At 71.9% G+C, this 22,985-nt stretch carries 14 protein-coding genes; 9 read left to right on the forward strand and 5 right to left on the reverse strand.

Annotated features, from left to right (window positions below):
* Nucleotides 1-15: 15 nt before the first annotated feature.
* A complete protein-coding gene (locus ACFY1U_RS27915; RefSeq protein WP_390696840.1) occupies nt 16-837 on the reverse strand; it encodes a putative hydro-lyase in 822 nt (273 codons plus the stop codon).
* A complete protein-coding gene (locus tag ACFY1U_RS27920; RefSeq protein ID WP_390696841.1) occupies nt 834-2,129 on the reverse strand; it encodes an MFS transporter in 1,296 nt (431 codons plus the stop codon). Before ACFY1U_RS27920 ends, ACFY1U_RS27915 begins: the two co-directional genes overlap by 4 nt.
* Before the next feature lie 174 nt (nt 2,130-2,303).
* Here ACFY1U_RS27920 and ACFY1U_RS27925 point away from each other — a divergent pair, with 174 nt between their 5' ends.
* The 4 genes from ACFY1U_RS27925 to ACFY1U_RS27940 all read left to right on the forward strand — a co-directional run bounded on the left by ACFY1U_RS27925 (nt 2,304) and on the right by ACFY1U_RS27940 (nt 10,225).
* Nucleotides 2,304-2,999 carry a GntR family transcriptional regulator gene (locus tag ACFY1U_RS27925; protein ID WP_390696842.1) on the forward strand — a complete coding sequence of 232 codons (696 nt, stop codon included), beginning with the start codon at nt 2,304-2,306 and terminating at the stop codon, nt 2,997-2,999.
* A gap of 102 nt (nt 3,000-3,101) precedes the next feature.
* The gene (locus ACFY1U_RS27930) at nt 3,102-4,628 is read left to right on the forward strand and encodes a hypothetical protein (protein ID WP_390696843.1); all 1,527 of its coding nucleotides are present in this window, start codon (nt 3,102-3,104) and stop codon (nt 4,626-4,628) included.
* 31 nt (nt 4,629-4,659) lie between these two features.
* On the forward strand, nt 4,660-5,550 hold the full coding sequence (locus ACFY1U_RS27935) for a hypothetical protein (RefSeq protein WP_115909425.1): 891 nt from the start codon (nt 4,660-4,662) through the stop codon (nt 5,548-5,550).
* A gap of 37 nt (nt 5,551-5,587) precedes the next feature.
* Nucleotides 5,588-10,225, forward strand: a complete 4,638-nt coding sequence (locus ACFY1U_RS27940) for a hypothetical protein (RefSeq protein WP_390696844.1) — start codon at nt 5,588-5,590, stop codon at nt 10,223-10,225.
* A 31-nt stretch (nt 10,226-10,256) separates the two neighbouring features.
* Here the strand turns inward: ACFY1U_RS27940 and ACFY1U_RS27945 are convergent, their stop codons facing one another.
* Nucleotides 10,257-10,799, reverse strand: a complete 543-nt coding sequence (locus tag ACFY1U_RS27945) for a hypothetical protein (RefSeq protein WP_390696878.1) — start codon at nt 10,797-10,799, stop codon at nt 10,257-10,259.
* Nucleotides 10,800-11,215: 416 nt separating this feature from the next.
* Between ACFY1U_RS27945 and ACFY1U_RS27950 the strand changes: the two genes are divergently transcribed.
* From ACFY1U_RS27950 to ACFY1U_RS27970, 5 genes are read left to right on the forward strand one after another with little or no spacing between them, the layout of a single operon-like run.
* Nucleotides 11,216-14,146 carry a nitrate- and nitrite sensing domain-containing protein gene (locus ACFY1U_RS27950; protein ID WP_390696845.1) on the forward strand — a complete coding sequence of 977 codons (2,931 nt, stop codon included), beginning with the start codon at nt 11,216-11,218 and terminating at the stop codon, nt 14,144-14,146.
* Entirely contained in the window at nt 14,143-14,580 is a 438-nt protein-coding gene (locus ACFY1U_RS27955; RefSeq protein ID WP_390696846.1) for a roadblock/LC7 domain-containing protein, read from the forward strand. The genes ACFY1U_RS27950 and ACFY1U_RS27955 overlap by 4 nt, the downstream gene beginning before the upstream one ends.
* Before the next feature lie 9 nt (nt 14,581-14,589).
* Nucleotides 14,590-14,985 carry a DUF742 domain-containing protein gene (locus tag ACFY1U_RS27960; RefSeq protein WP_390696847.1) on the forward strand — a complete coding sequence of 132 codons (396 nt, stop codon included), beginning with the start codon at nt 14,590-14,592 and terminating at the stop codon, nt 14,983-14,985.
* A gap of 24 nt (nt 14,986-15,009) precedes the next feature.
* Entirely contained in the window at nt 15,010-18,639 is a 3,630-nt protein-coding gene (locus ACFY1U_RS27965; RefSeq protein WP_390696848.1) for a hydantoinase B/oxoprolinase family protein, read from the forward strand.
* Entirely contained in the window at nt 18,620-19,225 is a 606-nt protein-coding gene (locus ACFY1U_RS27970) for an ATP/GTP-binding protein (protein ID WP_123963798.1), read from the forward strand. Before ACFY1U_RS27965 ends, ACFY1U_RS27970 begins: the two co-directional genes overlap by 20 nt.
* Before the next feature lie 76 nt (nt 19,226-19,301).
* Here the strand turns inward: ACFY1U_RS27970 and glpK are convergent, their stop codons facing one another.
* Together glpK and ACFY1U_RS27980 are read right to left on the reverse strand one after the other, a co-directional pair.
* Nucleotides 19,302-20,813 carry a glycerol kinase GlpK gene (gene glpK, locus ACFY1U_RS27975; protein WP_390696849.1) on the reverse strand — a complete coding sequence of 504 codons (1,512 nt, stop codon included), beginning with the start codon at nt 20,811-20,813 and terminating at the stop codon, nt 19,302-19,304.
* Between the two features lie 484 nt (nt 20,814-21,297).
* Entirely contained in the window at nt 21,298-22,950 is a 1,653-nt protein-coding gene (locus ACFY1U_RS27980) for a GGDEF domain-containing protein (RefSeq protein ID WP_390696851.1), read from the reverse strand.
* Nucleotides 22,951-22,985: the final 35 nt, after the last annotated feature.

Genomic DNA, 22,985 nt, shown 5'->3' on the forward strand with positions numbered 1-22,985 from the left:
TCCTTCGTGTTTCTCTCAGGCCACGCGGTACTGCTCGTCGCGGGCGTCGGTCAGGAACATCTGGCCGGGTGCGTGTGTGATGGCGAAGGGCGGGAGCGAGGCCATCACGGCCGCCTGCGGAGTCACTCCGCAGGCCCAGAACACCGGGATGTCGTCCGGTTCGAGGTCCACCGGGTCGCCGAAGTCGGGGCGGCCGAGATCCTCGATGCCCAGCGCCGAAGGAGTGCCGCAGTGTACGGGGCTGCCGTGCACCGCCGGGAGCAGACTGCTCTCCCGGATCGCCGCCGCCAGGTGCTGCGGCGGCACCGGCCGCATGGACACCACCAGCGGGCCGCGCAGCCGCCCCGCCGGACGGCACTGACGGCTCGTCACATACATGGGGACGTTGCGGCCCTGCTCGACATGGCGGATCGGCACGCCCGCCTCGGCCAGCGCCCACTCGAAGGTGAAACTGCAGCCGATCAGGAACGACACCAGGTCCTCGCGCCAGTGCGCGCGGACGTCCGTCGGCTCGTCCACCAGCGCGCCGTCCTGCCACACCCGGTAGCGCGGCAGATCGGTGCGCAGGTCCGCACCGTCCGCGAGGATCGTGGTGACGGAGCCGGCGTCCGTGACGTCGAGCACCGGGCAGGGCTTGGGGTTGCGCTGGCAGAACAGCAGCATGTCGTACGCCCAGTCGGCGGGCACCGAGATCAGGTTGACCTGGGTGTGACCGGCCGCGACCCCGGCGGTGGGTCCGCTGAGCCCTTCCCGGAAGCGGGCCCGGGCGGTTTTCGGGCTCCACGCGTGCGCGTGCTCGTCGACTACGGTCAGCGGGCGGTCTTCCGTGCGGTTCACGCGAGCTCCTTCCCACGGGTCTCCGGCAGCCCCAGCAGCGCCAGCGCCGCGAGGCCGTAGCCGATCGCACCGAACACCAGCGCGCCGCCCACACCCCAGCTGTCGGCCAGGAAGCCGACGGTGGTGGGGAAGACGGCGCCCACGGCGCGCCCGGTGTTGTACGTGAAGCCCTGTCCCGTGCCCCGTACCGCGGTCGGGTACAGCTCGCTCAGATAGGAGCCGAAGCCGCTGAAGATGGCCGACATGCAGAACCCGAGCGGGAAACCGAGCACCAGGAGCAGGGTGTTGGCGCCGTGCGGGATGTTCGCGTACGCCAGGATGCAGACGGCCGACAGCAGGGCGAACAGCCAGATGTTGCGCCTGCGGCCCAGCCGGTCGGTGAGGTAGCCGCCGGTCAGATAGCCGAGGAAGGCACCGGAGATCAGGAACGTCAGATAGCCGCCGGTGCCGACGACCGACAGGCCGCGGTCGGTCTTCAGATACGTCGGTACCCAGGTGGCGAGCGTGTAGTAGCCGCCCTGGACACCCGTGGACAGAAGTCCGGCGAAGACCGTCGTACGCAGCAGGCCGGGTTTGAAGATCGCCGTGAACGAGCCCTTCTGCGTGCTCTGTTCGCGTACGGCCGCGGCTTCCGGGGCGTCGTGCACCCGGCGGCGCATCCAGATCACCAGCAGTGCGGGCAGCGCGCCGGTCCAGAACATGATGCGCCAGGCCAGATCGGCGCCGGCGAACGAGAACACCAGGGTGTACACGAGAGCAGCCAGTGCCCAGCCCACGGCCCACGAACTCTGGACGGCGCCGAGGGTACGGCCCCGGTGCCTGGCGCTCGCGTACTCGGCGACGAGGATCGCGCCAACCGCCCACTCACCGCCGAAACCGAGGCCCTGCAGAGCGCGGAAGACGAGCAGCGTCTCGTAGTTGGGCGCGAAGCCGCAGGCCACGGTGAAGACCGCGTAGGTGATTACGGTGATCATCAGTGCCCTGACCCGGCCGACCCGGTCCGCCACCACGCCCGCGACGGCGCCGCCCACCGCGGAGACCACGAGGGTGACCGTCGTGAACAGGCCCGTCTGGCCGCTGTCCAGGCCGAAGTACGCGGCCAGCGCGACCATGCTCAGGGGCAGCGTGAAGTAGTCGTACGAGTCCAGGGCATAGCCGCCGAACGCGCCTGCGAAGGCGCGGCGGCCGCGCGGGCCGAGGGCGCGCAGCCAGCCCAACGCGCCGTCGTCGAGGGCGTTTTCGTCGGTTCCGGGCTGTTTGGTCAGGGCCTGGGGTGGTGGGGTCGTACTCATGGGCACCTCGCAGTGGGAGGACGGAGGGTGCTTCAGAAATGAGCCGTGCCGTGCGGGAGGAGCGGTCGGCGCCCGGGGCGGAAGCGGCGCCGTGCGTAGCAAGGTAGAGGATCGTTGAACGATCCTTCAATACCCACGTTGTTTCGTTCTTGTATCTGCGATTGAATTCCGGGCATGGCAGAGCAGCTGACAGGACTGGCCGACGACCGGGCTCTCCTGGGGCGCACCAGCACCGCCGAGCGCGTCTCGGACATCCTCAGGGGCCGTATCGCCGAGGGGTTCTTCCCGCCAGGCACCCGGCTGTCGGAGGACAGCATCGGGGGCGCGCTCGGAGTCTCCCGCAACACACTGCGTGAGGCGTTCCGGCTGCTCACCCACGAGCGTCTGCTCGTGCACGAGCTGAACCGGGGCGTCTTCGTCCGGGTCCTGACCGTCGAGGACGTCGAGGACATCTACCGCACCCGGCGCCTCGTCGAGTGCGCCGTCGTCCGCGGGCTCGGCGAGCCGCCGTACGGCCTGGACGCACTCGCCGAGGTCGTCGGGGAGGGGCAGCGAGCAGCGCGTGAAGGTGACTGGAAAGGCGTGGGTACCGCCAACATCCACTTCCACCGTGAGCTGGTCGCCCTCGCCGGCAGCGCCCGCACCGACGAGCTGATGCGCAGTGTCTTCGCCGAACTGCGCCTGGCCTTCCACATCGTGGACGACCCCAGAGCCCTGCACGAGCCGTACCTGGCCCGCAACCGGCAGATTCTGCAGGCCCTGCAGGCGGGGGACCGCCCGGCGGCCGGGAAGCTGCTGGAGGTCTACCTCGACGATTCGCTCGAGCGGGTCGTCGAGGTGTACCGGCGGCGGGTCGGGGAGGACGGTTAGCGGGACGCAGGAATGCGGGGCCCACCGGTGTGGCGACCGTGACGCCTGGTCGCATCTGAGTCGTTTGGGTCGATGTCAGACCGAGGACCTAGTCTGTGCACCGTGACTTCGCCTGCATCGACGGACAGCGTTCCGCCCCAGCTCAGCGCGGGGCCGCGTCCCGCACCGGGCCCGGCCGCCGACGAGGGCCTGGCGCGGCGCCTGCGCGCGCTCGCCTGCACCGCTCCGCTGCACGACCTCGACGCACGCAAGGCCAACCTCGCCGGCGAGTACTCGGTGTACGGCATGGCGGAGGTGGCGCTGGCCGCCATCGACCTGGTCACCCTGAACATGGACTTCGACACGGGCGCCGACCACGACCAGATAGTCGCCCGGCTCATCCCCCGTATCGCCGCCCAGGCCCCGCAGCGGCCCGTCGCCGAGCACGAGCGCGTGGCCCGCTGGGTCCTGGAGAACCTGATCAACGTCGGCAGCGTCGACCGCGGCTTCCGCGCCGTCTACGGCACGTTCACGACCGACGGCAGCTACGTCCGCCGCGACTACGACTTCAAACTGATCGAGGAGGTGCCGGGCCCCGGCGGCACCGTCTACCTCCGTACCACGGACGAGGCGGTCAACGTCCTGGTCGGCGCCCTGGACACGGACGTCACCAGCGCGCAGATCGCCGCCGAGGTCAAACTCGAGGTCCTGATCAACCGGGGCCGCCTCGCCGACGCCCAGCTCGCCGCCGAACAGGCCCGCTACCGGACGGTGCAGTACTCGGAAACCCTGCGCAGAGCCCTGGACGCGACCCGGCGCAACGTCCGGGCGGTGGACTGGCTCAACTCCGTGCCCGACATGATCGCCGAGGCGCTGGACCACGTCGCCGACCGCTACCGGCACGAGAACGCGATCCTCACCAACATCCGCAAGGCGCGGGACGAGACCGAGGACCCCGAGCACAAGCGGCGCGCGGCGGAGCTCGTGGACATCGTCAAGGACTGCATCCGCAGGCACACCCAGCTGCAGTCCCGCCTCCTGGAGGCCGGGCCGCTGTTCCGGGCCGAGCAGGACCGGCAGGCGTTCGCGACCCCCATGACCTCGTCCGGGATCGACCTGTACGGGCACCTGGTCGCCCCCGTGCTGCCCTTGCCGCTGGAACAGGCGGTCCGCGTCACGGATGCCTTCTTCGCGCGGGGCACCGGATTGCGCACGCCGGTGTCCGTGCGGGTGGGCGACCTGGTGGACATACTGCTGACGCCGCCGGTGGAGCGGGAGCACCTGGGCGCGGAGATGCCCGAGCCGGATCTGATCGCGACGCCGGACGACAGCCGGTTCAGCGAGGAGCAGCTGGCCGCCGCGACGGAGCTGCTGGACCTGCCCGCAGATGCGCCGCGCCGGTTGTCGGGGTTGTTGGCCGAGGCCCGCAGACAGGACCCCGACCTGCCGTATCTGGTGGCCTTGTTGGCGGTGCACGCAGCCAGTCCGGCGGTCGGTACGGCATACCGCCAGGGCGAGGAGAAGCTGCTGTTCGCGGTGGACGACGGGACGGAGCTGGACGATCCGGAGTTCGGCGGCGCCGATCTCATCGTCGGCACGGCCCTGCTGGACGCGGCGGGCATGGCGGCGGACCGGACGGAAGCAGCATGAGTGAGCAGGAACGCGACAAGGAGCCCGAGCAGTGAGTGAGCACGTCGAGTGGAGTGAAACGGAGGCCCCGGCCCCGTCGGCGACCGCCGCCGTCACGCCCGCCGACGCCGCCGACGCGGCGCGGCTCGTCGCGTTCGGGCTGCAGCCCAAGCTGCAGCCCGCCCGGGACCAGGAGTACGCCGAGCTGCTGCGCCGCTACCGCGAGGACCCGCCGTTCGCGCGGCTGGCGGACGCGGTGGCCGCCGGGCTCGGTCTTGTGGTGCTGGAGGTGTCCCCGCGCGCGGGGATGGCCGTGACGGCCGCCGAGGACTCCGTGTTCGCCGTCCGCATGGGCGACTACGCGCGTCGTACGTCCGCCGACGGCGGCGACCGCTTCCTGCACGGTCTGGCCCATCTCGCCGTCGCCGCCATGGCGTTCCCGCGCCCCGAGGACCTCGCCGACGACGGATACATCGGACGCGTGACGGTCAACGGTGTCGACGCGTTCGTACGGCAGGCCTGCCGCCGTCTGGAGGAGCGTGCCGAGGAACACGGCGACAACACCGACCCGGCCACCGACGCACCCGGCCTCGAGGCCGCGTGGCGGATCTGGGCGAGACGCAGCGCGGCCGGTGCCACCAAGGACGCGCGCAGGCTCGCCGGTTCGACCACCGGCATCGTCGGCAAGGCCGCCGCGTTCCTCACCGACTCCGGATTCCTGCAGCGCACCGGCGACGACAACGGCGGTACGTACCGGACGACTTCCCGCTACCAGCTCCAGGTGCGCGACATGGCCGGCAGCGCCGCGATGGCCGAACTGCTGGAGCTGGGCGTGGTCCCGGTGACCGACGGCACGCCCACCCTGCTGCCGCCCGAGAACACCGACGACCTGGAGCTGGCGGCCGACGCCGGGCTGCCGTTCCACGCGCCGTCGCACTCCTGAACTCCCCCGACCTGCCGAAGACTTACGAGAGTCCGCCATGTACGAGCTGTCCCGGGTCCGCCTCTACTCCATCGGTCCAGCCGGTGCGCGCTACGCCGACACCGTGCTCGACCTGCGGGGCGTGGGCGAGCCCGTGCCCGACCCCGCGCCCACCCAGGCGGAGTTCTTCGAGGAGGAGCCCGTCGGCCCGCCGCGTCGCCCCGCGCCCGCCGGCGTGCTCTTCCTGGAGAACGGCGGCGGCAAGTCGGTCCTGCTGAAGCTGATCTTCTCGGTGATGCTGCCGGGTCACCGCAACACCCTCGGCGGCGCCAGCTCCGGCGTGCTGCGCAAGTTCCTGCTCGCCGACGACTGCGGGCACGTCGCCCTGGAGTGGCAGCACACGCTGACCGGCGAATGCGTCGTCGTCGGCAAGGTCAGCGAGTGGCGCGGACGGCAAGTGTCCAACGACCCGCGGAAGTTCGCCGAGGCCTGGTACTCCTTCCGGCCCGGACCGGGACTGTCCCTGGACAACCTGCCGGTCGCCGAGGCCACCGCCGTACGGCCGGCCGTCGAGGGCCAGTCGGGCGCGCAGGGCCGCCGGCGCACCATGAAGGGCTTCCGGGACGCCCTCACCGAGGCGGGCAAGGCGTATCCGCATCTGGAGGTGCACTGGGAGGAGATCCACGACCGGTGGATCGAACACCTCGGCGACCTCGGCCTCGACCCCGAACTCTTCCGCTACCAGCGCGAGATGAACGCCGACGAGGGCGAGGCGGCCGGCCTCTTCGCGGTCAAGAAGGACTCCGACTTCACCGACCTGCTGCTGCGCGCCGTGACCGACACTCGGGACACCGACGGGCTCGCCGACCTGGTCAGCGGCTTCGGCAACAAGCTGGGCCGCCGGTCCGAGCTGATCGCCGAACGGGATTTCACCGCCGGGTCGGTGGATCTGCTCGGACGGATCGTCGAGGCCGCCGAGGCCCGGGCACGCGCGCGTGACATCCACGCCGGTGCCGAGCGCCGTACCCGCACGCTGGCGCGTCGGCTGTCGGCGCGGGGCCTGCAGGAGCGGATCCGGGCCGCCGACCTCGCCCAGCGTGTCACCGCCGCCGCGTACGCGGTCACGCACTCCGAGGCGGCCCGCGAGCGCAGCGCACTGATCGCCGCCGAACTCGCCTACCGGAACGCCTCCCTGGCGCTCGCCGCCGCCGAGAAGTCCGCCGCCGGGCAGAAGCGCGAACTCGCCGACGCGCGCACCCTGCACTCCGCCTGGCAGGCCGCCGAGGCCGTGCTGCGCCACCGCGCCGCCGCCGACCGCGTCGCGCGCGTGGCCGCCGCCATCCAGGAGGCCGAACGGGACGCGGCACCCGCGCTCGCCGCCCGGGCCAAGGCCGCCGTGGAGCTCGTACGGGCCCTGCACGCGGCCGCGGAGAGCGCCGAGAGCCTCGCCAACGAGGAGGAGGAGCGGTCCGCCGCGCTGCAGGAGGTCAGTCAGGCCGCCTACCGGGACTCGACCGCCGCCGCCACCGAGGCGCAGCGGGCCCGCAGCGAGATCGGGCATCTGCGCCAGCGCCTCACCGAGGTCGAGCAGGAGACCGCCGAGGCCGTCCGCGCGGGATGGCTCGACGACAGCGCGCCCGACGCCGACCCGGCCCGCGCCGCCCTCGCGGCCAGCGACGCCGAGAAAACGGCGGTCGCCGCCTGGGACACCGCACGCGAGGCCTCGCACAAGGCCACGGAGCACGCGCGCGAGGCGGCCTCCGCCGAGTCCCGCGCCGAGCTGACCGCGGCCCGCGCGGCGGACGCGGCGACGGCGACGCGCCGGTCGTACGAGGCCGAGCGCCGACTCGCGGAGTCACTGGCGGCCGAGGAGCGTCTGGCGGAGCTGCTGAACCTGTCAGGCAAGGACGCCCGGCCATCGGTCCCGGACGCACGCCCGTCGGTCCCGCACCCCCGCCACGAAACGGACAGCGACGAAGCCGCCCTCACCCCCGAGGAACTCGACCGCTTCGCCGACGAACTGCGCGAGCTGCTCGACGACTCCGTGTCCTCCGCCGAGCGGCAGCTCTTCGAGCTGCGGACCGCCGCGGCCGACGATGCGCGGATCCTCGGCGCACTCGGTGACGGCGGGCTGCTGCCGCCCGGACCGGACGTGCTGGCCACCGTGGAGTTCCTGGGCGAGCACGGCATCCCGGCCCTGCCCGGCTGGCGCTATCTCGCCCAGGCCGTGGACCCCGCCGACCACGCGCGCGTGCTGGCGGCGCGGCCGGAGCTGGTCGACGGCGTGATCATCACCGACCCCGACACCCACGCCCGCGCCCGCGAGGCCCTCAGCGAGGCGGCGCTGCTGCCGCGGTCCGCCGTGGCCGTCGGCACGGCGGCCGCCCTGCTCGCCCCCACCCCGGCCGCCGACTCGGGCGACAGCAACGTGTTCCTTGTACCGCCGAACCCCGCCATGCACGACGAGCATGCCGCGGACGAGGAGCGGCAGGCGCTGCGGGCGCGGGCGACCGAGCGGGACGAGGAGATCAGGGCGCTCGCCGCACGCCTCGGCAAGGACCGTGAGCTCGCGGCGCGGCTCGCCTCCTGGCGCACCGGCTGCCCGGAGGGCCGGCTCGTCGAGCTCGCCCGGGCCGCGCACGACGCGCGGGTGTTCGCCGAGGAGGCCGAGGCCGAGCTGACCGAGGCGCGTTCGGCGCGCGCCGAGGCCGACGAGGTCGCCGCCGAGGCCGCACAGCTGCGGGACGAGCGGCAGGAGGCCGCGCAGAGGGCCCGGCGCGCGGCCGACGCCCTCGCCGGGCTCGCCTTCCGGCTGCGCGAGCGGGCCGGCTGGCAGGTCAAGCTGCGCGAACTGGCCGACGACGGCGTCGAGGCGGAGGCCCGCGCCCAGGCCTGCCTGGAGCGCGCCCGCGCCGCCGACGAGGACCGCCGCGGCGCCCAGCGCGCCGCCGACGACGCCCGCCGCACCGCACGGGCACTGCGCGCCGAACGCGCGGAGATCGCGGGCGCCCCCGACGACGTACCCGAGGACGACGCAGCGGCCCCGAAGTCGTCGCTGCCCGCACTCCGCGAGGCCTACCGCACCGCCTCCCAGGTCTACGAGAAGGTCGGCGTCGGCGCCGATCTGCGCGCCGAACAGGCCCGCGCGGAGAGCGACGAGAGCGCGGCCCGCGCCGAGCTGGACCGCCTCAGCAACAAGGTCCGCACCCGAGCGGAGCAGCTGCTGCAGTCGCCGGACGGTTCCGACGGGCCGTCCCGGCAGGCGGCCGCCGCCCGGGCCGAGGAGCTGGTGCAGCTCCTGGAGACCCGGATGTCCACCGCGAGCGAGCAGCTCGGGCGGCTGCGCGGCGAGGCCGAGCGGCACGCGCCCGAGGACGGCGAGGCGCACACCGAGCTGCCCGAGGAGCTCGAGCCGCGCGACGCCGAGCACGCACAGGCACTGTTGCGCACCGCCACCGCCGAACTCGCCTCCCGCACCGAGGCGTTGAACCAGGCCCGCGAGGCCCACGCCGAGCTCCTCGACGCCCACCGCGCCGCCGAGGACGCGGCCGGCGGCTTCGACGAGATCGCCGCGATGCTCCGCGACCTGCTGCGCGAGCACGCCCCGGACGAGGAGCAGGAGGAGCCGGAGCCGTACCCCGGCAGCCTGGAGGAGGCCCGGCAGTCCGCCGCGGAGGCCCGCCGCTCCCTGCGCGGCTGCGCCGCCGACCTGTCGGCCGCCGAGGCCGCCGTACGCGAGGCGAGCGATGTGCTCGTGCGGCACGCCAACTCCACTCGCTACGAGCAGGTCCGCACCCCGGCGCGGCAGCAGATCCGCGAGCTGCCCGCCTCCGCGCTGCCGGAGCACGCCCAGAAGTGGGCGGACGCGTTCGCGCCCCGGCTGCGCGTCCTCACCGACGAGTTGGCGCAGCTGGAGCGGAACCGCGACTCGATCGTGGACCGGCTGCGCGGGCTCGTGGAGTCGGCGCTGGCGACACTGCGGTCCGCCCAGCGGCTGTCCCGGCTGCCGGAGGGGCTGGGGGAGTGGTCAGGGCAGGAGTTCCTGCGCATCCGCTTCGAGGAGCCCGATCAGGCCACGCTCACCGAGCGGCTCGGCGAGGTCATCGACGAAGCCACCCGGGCGGCCGTGAAGAAGAACTCCGACCTGCGACGCGACGGCATGTCCCTGCTGCTGCGGGGCGTGGGCGCGGCACTCCAGCCCAAGGGCGTCGCCGTCGAGATCCTCAAGCCGGACGCCGTACTGCGCGCCGAGCGTGTCCCGGTCGGGCAGATGGGCGACGTGTTCTCCGGCGGTCAGCTGCTCACCGCGGCCATCGCCCTGTACTGCACGATGGCCGCGCTGCGCTCGAACGACCGGGGCCGCGACAAGCACCGTCACGCGGGCACGCTGTTCCTGGACAACCCCATCGGCCGTGCCAACGCGACCTATCTGCTGGAGCTGCAGCGGGCCGTGTCGGACGCGCTGGGTGTCCAACTCCTCTACACCACCGGCCTGTTCGACACGACAGCGCTCGCGGAGTTCCCGCTGGTGATCCGGCTGCGCAACGATGCCGACCTGCGCGCCGGCCTGAAGTACATCAGCGTGGAGGAACACCTCCGCCCCGGACTGCCGCAGCAGCCCCAGGCGGAGGAGGCGGTGCACAGCGAGATCACCGCGACGCGGATGTTCAAACGCCCCGCACCTGCAAACCCCTAGGGGCGGGCGACCGCGTCACCACTCACCTCGGTCAGGGGTGCGACAACTGCCCTGCTCCACCCCGCCGCTGTATTCGCCGCTGGGCCCGCTCCGCGGCCCGTGCCTGCCTGCGTGCCCTGCGCCGCTCGCGCCGCAGGGCACGGGCGGTGCTGCTCGGGACCGACACCACGCCGTTGCGCTGGTTCCACACCTGGCGGGTCACCCAGACGTCGAGCGCCGCCCACGTCGCCGCCACGGTGCTCGCGACGCTGCTGAGGACCATGGGGAAGGCCAGCCATGATCCGGCCAGAGTGCACAGGAACGCGACCATTGCCTGGATCAGTGTCACGGCGATGATCAGCACCGCCCGCACCGCGGCCGTACGCACCGGATCGGGCATACGGCGCCGCCGCGCGGGCTCCTCGATCCACAAGGGCCGGTAGTGCGGCTGCTCTTCAGCCGTGGCGCTCCCAGCGGGTCCGGGCCCGCCTCTGCGCGCCGGAATGTCGTGATCCAGTGCCTCGGGGCTCCGCCGCACCGTCAGGTGCTCCGCATTGCCCACCATGGGCGCCTCGTACCGCTCCGCCGTGCCCATCAACGTGTCACTCCCCACCGCCAGCAGACCCCGTCCGTGCCAGAACACACGGCTCCCCAGTGGCTGCCCGGCTTGCGCTGTTTTACGCCGCCCGGTTGCGGGATGCGGCTCGTGTGGCCGATTCCGCCCCCATTTCCCGAAGAGAAGGACGAACGACGCGCTGCGAAGATTCCCAGGAAACGAAAAATTCTGGCCAACTGACCGCCCACGCCGACCGGATCCGCATGGGCGGTGGCCGCATGAATGCGGGCGGCAATCTCCCGCAATGCCCGGACAACTCCCCATCTCACCGAGCCGGTGCGGAAGTTCAGCCTCCGGACGGGTCTTCGAGTTAACTGCGCGTCGGTAGTAGGCTCGCGCCGTTTGTTGACGCACATGTGTACCCCCGACCGGAGGGGGTCGAGCTGGGGGAGGCCATGCGCTTTCGCGGGAAGTCGATCCGCCGGAAGATCGTGGCGCTGCTTCTCGTGCCGCTGGTGTCCCTCACCGCGATCTGGGGATTCGCCACGGTACTAACGGGACGGGCGGTCACTCAGCTGTTCCAGGTGTCCACGGCCGTCAAGGACATGGGCTATCCCATCGAGGACACCGTCCGCGTCCTCCAGCAGGAACGCCGACAGACCCTCGTCTATCTCGCCGACCCGCGGGCTTCGGACGCGCTCGCCGCGCTCCGCACCACCCGCCGCGCCTCCGACGAGGCCATCGCCAAGGTCCGCAGGAATGCAAACGACCCCGACGTCCGCGACGGACTGAGCGCGGGCGACGAGGAACGCCTCACCGCCGTCCTGGACGCCTTCAACGGCGTCGACTCCCTGCGCAGCAGCGCCGAGCAGGGCACGATGACCCGCGCCGAGGCCCTCCGCCTCTACAACCGCCTGGTGGACCCCTGCTACGCCTTCCTGGCCGCCCTCGACGCGGTCGACAACGTGGAGATCGACCGGCAGGCCCGCGCCCTCGTCAACATCACCCGCGCCCGTGAACTCCTCTCCCGGGAGGACGCCCTGCTCGGCTCCTCCCTGGTGGTCGGCACGCTCACCCGCGAGGAGGTCCGCGAGGTCTCCGACCTGGTCGCGCAGCGCACCCAGTTGTACGACATCAGCCTGCCGGTGCTGCCGTCGGCTGAGAGTGAACGCTACGACCGGTTCTGGAAGAACGCCGCCACCGCCCCGCTGCGTTCGGCCGAGCGGTCCGTCATCGACTCCGGAGCCGGTACGCCCCGTTCGGTCAGTGCCAAGAGCTGGGACGGCGACGCGGACAGTGTTCTCACCGCACTCGCCACCCTCGACGACCAGGCCGGCGACCGCCTGCAGGACCGGGTGCAGCCGGTCGCGATGAACGTCATCGTCAAGGCGGCCGTCGCCGGAGTACTGGGCCTGGTTGCCGTGGTCCTTTCGCTCGTGGTCTCGGTGCGGATCGGCCGCACTCTCATCCGCGACCTGCGTCAACTGCGCCTGGAGGCCCACGAGGCGTCCGGTGTGCGGCTGCCGAGCGTCATGCGGCGCCTGTCCGCGGGCGAACAGGTCGACGTGGAGACCGAGGTCCCCCGCCTGGAGTACGACAAGAACGAGATCGGCGAGGTCGGCCAGGCCCTCAACACCCTGCAGCGTGCCGCCGTCGAGGCCGCCGTCAAACAGGCCGAACTGCGCGCCGGCGTCTCCGAAGTGTTCGTCAACCTCGCCCGCCGCAGCCAGGTGCTGCTGCACAAGCAGCTCACCCTGCTCGACACCATGGAACGCCGGACCGAGGACACCGACGAACTCGCCGACCTGTTCCGCCTCGACCATCTGACCACCCGTATGCGGCGGCACGCCGAGGGTCTGGTGATCCTCTCCGGCGCCGCCCCCTCCCGGCAGTGGCGCAAGCCCGTCCAGCTCATGGACGTCGTCCGGGCCGCCGTCGCCGAGGTCGAGGACTACGAACGCATCGAGGTCCGCCGCCTGCCGCGGATCGCGGTCACGGGCCCGGCCGTCGCCGACCTGACCCATCTCGTGGCGGAACTCCTGGAGAACGCCACGGTGTTCTCTCCGCCGCACACGGCCGTCCAGGTCCTGGGCGAGCGGGTCGCCAACGGTTTCACCCTGGAGATCCACGACCGCGGCCTCGGCATGGCGGCCGACGCCCTTCTGGACGCCAACCTCCGGCTCGCCGAGACACCCGAGTTCGAGCTGTCCGACACCGACCGGCTCGGACTGTTCGTGGTCAGCCGGCTCGCCCAGCGGCAGAACGTCCGAGTCTCCCTGCAGCCCTCCCCGTACGGCGGCACCACCGCGGTGCTCTTCGTCCCCGACGCGCTGCTGACGGACGATGTCCCGGACACCAACGGCATCGGCTTCCGTCTCGACCGGCCCCACCACTCGAAGGAGGCCGAGCTGGAGGAGCGGCCGGGCAACGCGCTCTCCCGGACGCCGGCGCAGCTTCCCGGTCTGCCCGCCGGGCTCCTGGACGGCCCGGTCGAACTGGAGGCACCGGTCGACCTCGACGCCATCGAGGACTTCCCCGGCGCGCTCGACGACGAGGACAGCGAACGCGGCGGACTCTTCCGACCTCGCCGTTCCATCGCGCTCGCACAGGACGAGACCACCGGTGACAGCGGCGGCTCGCTCCATGGCGAGCCCGACCTCCGCGAACCGGCCCGCGGCGACGCGGCCGACGACGTGGGCGCGCCCGTCCCGCTGCCCCGTCGCCGCACGCCCAAGCTGGTCAGCTCGCACGGACGCCCGGTCACCGAGCAGCGGTCGCGGCGCGAGGACCCCGCCGACGAGCTGCCGACGGGTTCCGGACGCCCCGAGCCGGAAGCCCCAGCGCCATTGCCGTCCCGTCGCCGGACCGAAGAGCCGCCGACCGGGCGGGGCCCGGGCCGGTCCGACCAGGAATCCGCGCCCCCGCTGCCGACCCGCCGGCGCGGTGCCTCACCGCTGCGCCCGGGCACCGGCGGGGCCGACCGGCCTGCCGAGCGCCCCGCATCCTCGGCACCCGAGCCGGGGGGCCGCGGCGGCAGCCCGCAGCCCCCCGCCCTCCCGATGCGCAGCCGCCCCACCGCGATTGTGCCGGGCGGCCAGGACACCGCCGGCCCGCGCCCCGGCACCGCAGCGCAGGAAACAAGCCCCGGCGCGGGCTCCCTGCCCCGGCGCGTACGGCAGGCCAACCTGGCTCCGCAGCTCAAGCAGAGCGCCCAGCGGCGCACGGAGGACGGCCCAGAACTCGTGGAGCGGGACGCCGACGAGGTACGCAGTCGTATGGCCTCGCTCCAGCGCGGCTGGCAGCGCGGCCGTGACGAGAACGCCGCGGGCGACGACGCCCACAGCGGCACAGCACCACAACGAACGACAAAGGGGGACGGTCGATGACCGCACCGAAGGCGAGCGGCCACACCGACACCAGCAAGGCGGGGGAGCTCAACTGGCTCCTGGACGACCTGGTGGACCGTGTGGCGAGCATCCGCAAAGCCCTCGTGCTCTCCGGCGACGGCCTGCCGACGGGCGTGTCCAAGGACCTGACCCGGGAGGACAGCGAGCACCTCGCCGCAGTCGCCTCCGGATTCCACAGCCTGGCCAAGGGGGTGGGCCGGCACTTCGAGGCCGGCAACGTCCGGCAGACCGTCGTCGAGCTGGACGACGCATTTCTCTTCGTGACGGCTGCCGGCGACGGCAGCTGCCTGGCCGTCCTCTCGGACGCCGACTCGGACGTCGGGCAGGTCGCCTATGAGATGACGCTCCTCGTCAAGAGGGTCGGTGTGCATCTGGGGGCCGCTCCGCGCACCGATCTGCCCGCAGGCGGGTAGTGGGATGTCATGAGCGCTGACGGTCAGGGAAGAAGCCACTGGTTCGACGACGAAGCCGGTCCGGTCGTCCGTCCGTACGCGATGACGCGCGGCCGCACCACCAGCGCGGGCCAGCACCGCCTCGACCTGATCGCGGTGGTCGTCACGGAGCCTCACGCGGACGATCCGGACGCCGACGCCACGCTGTCCCCGGAACACGTGGACATCGTCGACCTGTGCCGTGACGCCCCCCAGTCGGTCGCCGAACTCGCCGCCGGCCTCGATCTGCCGATCGGAGTGGTGCGCGTTCTCGTCGGTGACCTCGTCGCCGGGGAATTCGTCCATGTGACGCGGCCGGTGCCCCCTGCCGAGCTGCCGGACGAGAGTATTCTGCGCGACGTGATCAACGGCCTCCGGGCACTGTGAGAGGCGCGGGAGCGGGGTACTGACGTGACAGGCTGGCAGTTCTGGGTCGACCGCGGCGGCACGTTCACCGACATCGTCGCGCGGCGCCCGGACGGCCGTCTGCTGACGCACAAGCTGCTGTCGGAGAACCCGGCGCGATACTCCGACGCGGCGGTCGCGGGTGTACGCGAACTGCTGGACGGCTCCCAGGACCCCATCGAGGCCGTCCGGATGGGGACGACGGTCGCCACCAACGCGCTGCTGGAACGCAAGGGCGAACGCACACTGCTCGTCGTCACCCGGGGCTTCCGTGACGCGCTGCGCATCGCCTACCAGAACCGTCCGCACATCTTCGCCCGCCGCATCGACCTCCCCGAACTGCTCCACGAGCGGGTCGTGGAGGTCGACGAGCGGATCGCCGCGGACGGCACCGTCCTGCGCGCCCCCGACCTGGACGCCCTTCTCGGCCCCCTTCAGGAGGCGTACGCCGACGGCATCCGCGCCGTTGCCGTCGTCTGTATGCACAGCCATCTGCACCCCGCTCACGAGCAGGCCGTGGGGGAGCTGGCCGCACGCGTCGGATTTCCGCAGATCTCGCTGTCCAGCGAGGTCAGCCCGCTGATGAAGCTCGTACCGCGCGGGGACACCGCGGTCGTCGACGCCTACCTGTCGCCCGTACTGCGCCGCTACGTCCAGCACGTCGCCGACGAACTCCACGGCGTACGGCTGATGTTCATGCAGTCCAACGGCGGGCTCGCCGAAGCCGGGCAGTTCCGCGGCAAGGACGCCATCCTCTCCGGGCCGGCCGGAGGCATCGTCGGCATGGCCCGGATGTCGCAGCTGGCCGGCTTCGACCGCGTCATCGGCTTCGACATGGGCGGCACCTCCACCGACGTCTCGCACTACGCGGGCGAGTACGAGCGCGTCTTCACCACACAGATCGCCGGCGTCCGGCTGCGCGCGCCGATGCTGGACATCCACACCGTCGCAGCCGGCGGCGGCTCGATCCTCCACTTCGACGGCTCCCGCTACCGCGTAGGCCCGGACTCGGCGGGCGCGGACCCGGGGCCCGCCTGCTACCGCGGCGGCGGCCCGCTCGCCGTCACCGACGCCAACGTCATGCTGGGGCGGATCCAACCCGCCCATTTCCCCAGGGTGTTCGGCCCGGACGGCGACCAGCCCCTCGACGCGGACCTCGTCCGCGACCGTTTCACCGCCCTCGCCGACGAGATCCGCGCCAGGACCGGGGACGACCGCACCCCCGAGCAGGTCGCCGAGGGCTACCTGCAGATCGCCGTCGCCAACATCGCCAACGCCGTCAAGCGGATCTCCGTCCAGAAGGGCCACGACGTCACCCGCTACGCCCTCACCACCTTCGGCGGAGCGGGAGGTCAGCACGCGTGCAAGGTCGCCGACTCGCTCGGCATCCGCACCGTCCTCGTACCACCCATGGCGGGCGTGCTGTCCGCGCTCGGCATCGGACTCGCCGACACCACGGCCATGCGCGAACAGTCCGTCGAGGCACCCCTGGAGTCCGCGTCCATGCCCGCCGTCCTCAAGACGGCCGACGACCTGGAGGGAGCGGCCCGCGCGGAACTCCTCGCCGAGGACGTCCCCGAGGACCGCATCCGGGTCACCCGCCGCGCACAGCTGCGCTACGACGGCACCGACACCACCCTGACCGTCGAGCTGACCGAGCCCGACACGATGCGTCACACCTTCGCAGAACGTCATCGCGCCACGTACTCCTTCACGCTCGACCGTCCGATCGTCGTCGAAGCCCTCTCTGTCGAAGCCACCGGCATCACAGACCCCCCCGATCTCTCTGTTCTCGCCCCGTACCGAGCCGCCCACGCGGGCGGCTCGGCCACGCCCGAGACCGTCCGCCTCCACAGCGGCGGCGCCTGGCGCGACGTCCCCCTCCACCGCCGCGAGGACCTGCCTCCCGGCGAAACCGTCACCGGCCCCGCGATCATCACCGAGGCCAGTGCGACGACCGTCGTCGACGAGGGCTGGCAGGCCGTGGCGCGAGACGACGGGCATCTGGTCATGGAACGCGCGGCGATTACGGAGAGTTCCGACCTCGGCACAGAAGCTGATCCCGTTCTCCTCGAGGTCTTCAACAACCTCTTCATGTCGATCGCCGAACAGATGGGCGCCCGCCTGGAGTCCACCGCCCAGTCCGTCAACATCAAGGAGCGGCTCGACTTCTCCTGCGCCCTCTTCGACCCGGACGGAAACCTGGTGGCCAACGCGCCGCACATCCCCGTCCACCTGGGCTCCATGGGCACCAGCGTCAAGGAGGTCATCAGGCGCCGGGGCACCTCGATGCGGCCGGGCGACACATACGCCGTCAACGACCCCTACCACGGCGGCACCCACCTGCCGGACGTCACGGTGATCACCCCGGTCTTCGGTACGCAGGGTGACCGCATCCTGTTCTATGTCGCCTCCCGCGGCCACCACGCCGAGATCGGCGGCATCGCCCCGGGCTCCATGCCCGCAGGCAGCCGCACCATCGACGAGGAAGGCATCCTCTTCGACAACTGGCTCCTCGCCGAGAACGGCCGCTTCCGTGAGGAGGAGACCCTCGCCCTGCTCACCGGGGCGCTCTACCCCTCCCGCAACCCCAAGACCAACCTCGCCGACCTGCGCGCCCAGATCGCCGCCAACCAGAAGGGCGTCGACGAAGTCGCCCGCATGATCGAGAACTTCGGCCTCGACGTGGTGCAGGCCTACATGAAGCACGTCCAGGACAACGCCGAGGAGGCCGTACGACGGGTCGTCGACGCCCTGGACGAAGGCGAGTACGCCTACGAGACCGACTCGGGTGCCGTCATCCGCGTACGCGTGCGCGTGGACCGCGAAAACCGCCGCGCGACCGTCGACTTCACCGGTACCTCCCCCCAGCTGACGAGCAACTTCAATGCCCCCTTCGCCGTGGTCAACGCGGCCGTCCTGTACGTGTTCCGCACCCTCGTCGCCGATGACATCCCGCTCAACGACGGTTGTCTGCGTCCCCTCGACATCGTCGTCCCGCCCGGTTCGATGCTCGCGCCCGAGCCGCCGGCCGCCGTGGTGGCGGGCAACGTCGAGACCTCCCAGGCCATCACCGGCGCCCTCTACGCCGCGCTCGGCGTCCAGGCCGAAGGCTCCGGGACCATGAACAACGTCACCTTCGGGAACGAGCGGCACCAGTACTACGAGACCGTGGCCTCCGGCTCCGGCGCGGGCGAGGGCTTCCCCGGCGCGCCCGTCGTACAGACCCACATGACCAACTCGCGGCTCACCGACCCCGAGGTCCTGGAGTGGCGGCTGCCCGTGCGGCTCGACGAGTTCGCCGTCCGGTACGGCAGTGGCGGCCCCGGCCGCTGGCCCGGCGGGGACGGCGCGGTGCGCCGCATCCGCTTCCACGAGCCCATGACGGTCTCCACGCTCTCCCAGCACCGCAGGGTCCCGCCCTACGGCATGGCGGGCGGCAAGCCCGGTGCGCTGGGCGCCAACCGGGTGGAGCGCGCGGACGGCACGGTCACCCCGCTCGCCGGAAGCGACTCGGCCGACGTCGGCCCCGGCGACGTACTCGTCATCGAAACCCCCGGCGGCGGAGGCTACGGGCCACCGTCGTCCCACCCCCAGCAAGCAGGAGAAGAGATCGATGATCTTCGGGCGTTCTGAGCGCGGGAAGCCTCCGGTCGAGCCCGTCACGCTCAAGATCCTGGTGGCCGGCGGTTTCGGCGTGGGCAAGACCACCCTCGTCGGCGCGGTCAGCGAGATCAGGCCGTTGCGCACCGAGGAGCTGCTCACCGAGGCCGGGCGGCCCGTCGACGACACGAGCGGCGTGGAGGGCAAGCACACCACCACCGTGGCCATGGACTTCGGCCGCATCACCCTCCGTGAGGACCTGGTGCTGTACCTGTTCGGCACGCCAGGGCAGGAACGGTTCTGGTTCATGTGGGACGAGCTCTCCGAGGGCGCCCTCGGAGCCGTCGTGCTCGCAGACACCCGCCGCCTGGAGGACTGCTTCGCCGCCGTCGACTACTTCGAGCGGCGCTCCATACCCTTCCTCGTCGGCGTCAACTGCTTCGAGGGCTCGGCCCGTTACCCGGCCGACGACGTGCGCCAGGCCCTCGACCTGGACGAGGACGTCCCGCTCGTGCTGTGTGACGCCCGCGACCGCGAGTCCGTCAAGGAGGTCCTCATCGGCGTGGTCCAGCACGCGATGGCGTACGCGGCCGACCGCCGGCAGACCGTCACCACCTGAACCACGTGCGCGGCCCGTACCCCCGCCGACCGGGGTACGGGCCGCAGCCAGAGGGCTCACGCACGCGCGCGTGGGCCTAGTTCTCGCCGTCCTCCTCCCAGGCGAAGCTCTTCTCCACGGCCTTGCGCCAGTTGTGGTACTGGCGGTCCCGTACGGAGGCCTCCATGGAGGGCGTCCACTCGACGTCCTTCTGCCAGTGGGACTTCAGCTCGTCGAGGTCGTTCCATACGCCGGTGGCGAGCCCGGCAGCGTACGCAGCGCCGAGACACGTCGTCTCGGAGACCTTCGGGCGGACCACCGGGACGTCGAGCACGTCCGCCTGGTGCTGCATGAGCAGGTTGTTCTTGGTCATGCCGCCGTCCACCTTCAGGGTGGTGATGTGCACCCCGGAGTCCTGGTACATCGCGTCCACGACCTCGCGCGTCTGCCAGCTCGTCGCTTCGAGCACGGCCCGGGCGAGGTGGGCCTTGGTGACGTAGCGGGTCAGGCCGGTGATGACACCGCGCGCGTCGGAGCGCCAGTACGGCGCGAACAGGCCGGAGAAGGCGGGCACGATGTACGCTCCCCCGTTGTCCTCGACACTCGCCGCCAGGGGCTCGATCTCATCGGCGGTACGGATGATGCCCAGCTGGTCGCGGAACCACTGCACGAGGGCGCCCGTGATGGCTATCGACCCCTCCAGACAGTAGACCGGCGCCTCGCTGCCGATCTTGTAACCCATGGTCGTCAGCAGCCCGCTCTTCGACGCCACCGGCCGGTTGCCGGTGTTCAGCAGCAGGAAGCTGCCTGTGCCGTAGGTGTTCTTCGCCGTGCCCACGTCATAGCAGGCCTGCCCGAAGACGGCCGCCTGCTGGTCACCGAGGGCCGACGCGACCGGCACCCCGGCCAGCTGGCCCACGGCGGTGCCGTACACCTCGGCCGAGGACCTGATCTCGGGGAGGACGGCTTCGGGGATGTTCATCGCGGAGAGGATGGACGGGTCCCACTGGAGGGCTTCCAGGTTCATCAGCATGGTGCGCCCGGCGTTGGTGACGTCCGTGACGTGCTGTCCGCCGTCGGTGCCGCCCGTCAGGTTCCAGATGAGCCAGGAGTCGATGGTGCCGAAGGCGATCTCGCCGTTCTCGGCGCGGGCCCTGAGCCCGGGCACGTTGTCCAGCAGCCAGGCGGCCTTGGGGCCGGAGAAGTAGGTGGCCAGCGGCAGTCCGGTCTGCTCGCGGAAACGGTCCTGCCCGTCCGAGCCGCCGAGCTGGTTGGTCAGCGCCGCGGTGCGGGTGTCCTGCCACACGATGGCGTTGTGCACAGGCTTGCCCGTCGCGCGGTCCCACAGGACCGTGGTCTCGCGCTGGTTGGTGATGCCGAGTGCGCTGAGCTGGTCGGCGCGCAGCCCGGCCTTGGCGATCGCTCCGGCGACCACCGCCTGCACCTTGGACCAGATCTCCGTGGCGTCGTGCTCCACCCAGCCGGGCTTCGGGAAGATCTGGCGGTGTTCGCGCTGGTCGACAGCGACGATCGCACCGTCCTGGTTGAACACGATGCAGCGGCTGGAGGTGGTGCCCTGGTCGATAGCGGCGACGAACCTGTCCGTCATGACGTCCCCTTCGTCGTTCCTTCAGAAGGCTGCTTTGAATCAGAGGGCTGCTGTGCCGATGAGCCCGGAAAGCACCCCGCCGATCAGCGGTCCGACCACCGGGTTCCACGTGCCGCGGCCTTCGCCGTGGGTGTCTGCGTTGCTCATGGCGGCTCCTAGGCCCTGTCCCGGGGTGATCGACCCCGGTCCTCGGTGCAGGGTGCGTTTCCCGTGGCGACTTCAGCCGAAGGCAGGAAAGCTCCCGCGCCCTGCCCGGCGTCCGTGACGAGCGTGCCGTCGCAGCCGAATCGCCCGTGGGGGAACGGGCCTGCTCTTCAGGCGGGGCCCGCGCGGCGCGTGCCTGGATACACCGTGTATGTACGGCGATGTCGACTGACACCGGAAGTGTTCACCGGCGCCCACAGAGCGTCAAGGTCGGCGACGGCAACGGTGACAGCCGCCGTTGTGCCGGAGCGAAGGAGAGACGGCCGGTCGATTACGACGATCAGCCTAGGCCGGGTTCCGCCACCGCGCACCCGGCCTGGGCGGGTGCCGTCCCCGAGCCGCGCCGGATCTCGTGGCCCGGCAGACCCGCCCGGCCCAGTACCCAACTCGCTCCCTGAAGCGATTTCGCAGCCTTCTTCAGCGGCGCAAGACACGCGGCGGCCTGCCGGTGGTCCGTCACACTGCCCGGCGGGCACACGACCGTGGCCAGCGACAACGTGACGGGACGCCCGCCGGCCGACCAGGGGGCGTCCAGCACCGAGGCGGCCAGCGGATCCAGCCACTCCGGTTCGGCGAGCACCAGGAAGTCGTCCCCACCGATGTGGCCGACGCGAGTGTTCCCGGACGCCGCGTGTTGCAGCGCCCGCCCCACCGAGCGGATCAGCTCGTCACCTGCCGCGAACCCGGCCCCGTCGTTGACCTGCTTGAAGTGGTCCACGTCCAGCCAGCTCAGCGCGAACGGCCTGCCGTCCGCGATGCGGCGGTCCACCTCGCCGGTGATCGCGTCCGAGCCGGGCAGCCGGGTGAGCGGATTGAGCCCGGCAGCCTCCTCGACCCGGCTCTCGGCCAGTGCCCGCACGAGGTCCGCGAGCCGTACGACACCCACGCATCGCCCATTCCGGTCCACCACCGCCACATCATCCGAGGTGCGGCCACGGTCGCCGACGGCCACCACGTCCAGGACCTCCCAGGCGGTCGCGTCGACGCCCACTGTCCGTGGCACGTCTCCGAGCTTGGCGGCGGGCCTGTCGGCGTACAGCGCATGTCCATAGCGCCCCGACATCGACAGCAGGAAGCGTGAGCGGTGCACCGACCGGACGGGCAGCCCGTGCGCGTCCACGAGCAGCACGCCCGACACCTCCGGAGACCCGGTCAGCAGTGCCCGTACCTGACCGGCCGACGCGGTGGCCGGCAGCAGCGCGGCGGGCCGTACGAATTCCAGCACCGAAGGCCCCGACCTCGGGACTGCCACGGCGCCGGGGGAGCGAGGCGGAACGTATACGTCCGCCGCGGGCAGCCGGGCCGGCGGCGCGAACAGCTCACCCTGCGCCAGCTGAGCACCGGCCGAGACCGCTGCCGCGCACTGCAGCTCCGTTTCGACTCCCTCGACGGACAGGAGCGCTCCCAACTGCTCGCACAGCGTCCGCATGGCCTTGACCGCCGCCGGCCGCGCCAGCAGCGACGCATCCAGTTTCACCAGGTCGGGCCCCATGTCGGTGAGCAGCCGCAGGGGTACGTCCCCGTCCCCGATGCCGTCGGCACTGATGCGGAAGCCCTGCTCCCGCAGCGCGCTCACCGCCTCGAGCAGCGCCTGCTGCGGGACGTGCGTGTACGGCGGCCCGATGTCGATCGTCACCTCCCACGGCAGCCGTCCCGCCTCCCGCACGGCGGTGTGCAGCGGGGTGAGGCCGCCGAGGTCGGCCAGGGTGCCCGCGAACACGTTGACGTGCAGCGGCAGCAGCGTCTCCTTGCGAGCCGCCGCCCTGACCGCCAACACCGCCAGCCGGCCGTCGAGTTCGGGGTCCCGACGCGCCTCGGCCAGGATGTCGCCGGTCTCCGGGCGGGCGAGTATCTCCAGCCCTGCGACCCCTGCGGTGGTCAGGTTGACCACGGGCTGGAAGGCGAAGCGGAGAGTATCCGTCCAGGAGTGCACGGGAGCATGATGGCTCCGCCGGCGCACACCCAGGC

The sequence above is a fragment of the Streptomyces sp. NPDC001351 genome (assembly GCF_042896045.1).
In the GTDB taxonomy this organism is placed as follows: domain Bacteria; phylum Actinomycetota; class Actinomycetes; order Streptomycetales; family Streptomycetaceae; genus Streptomyces.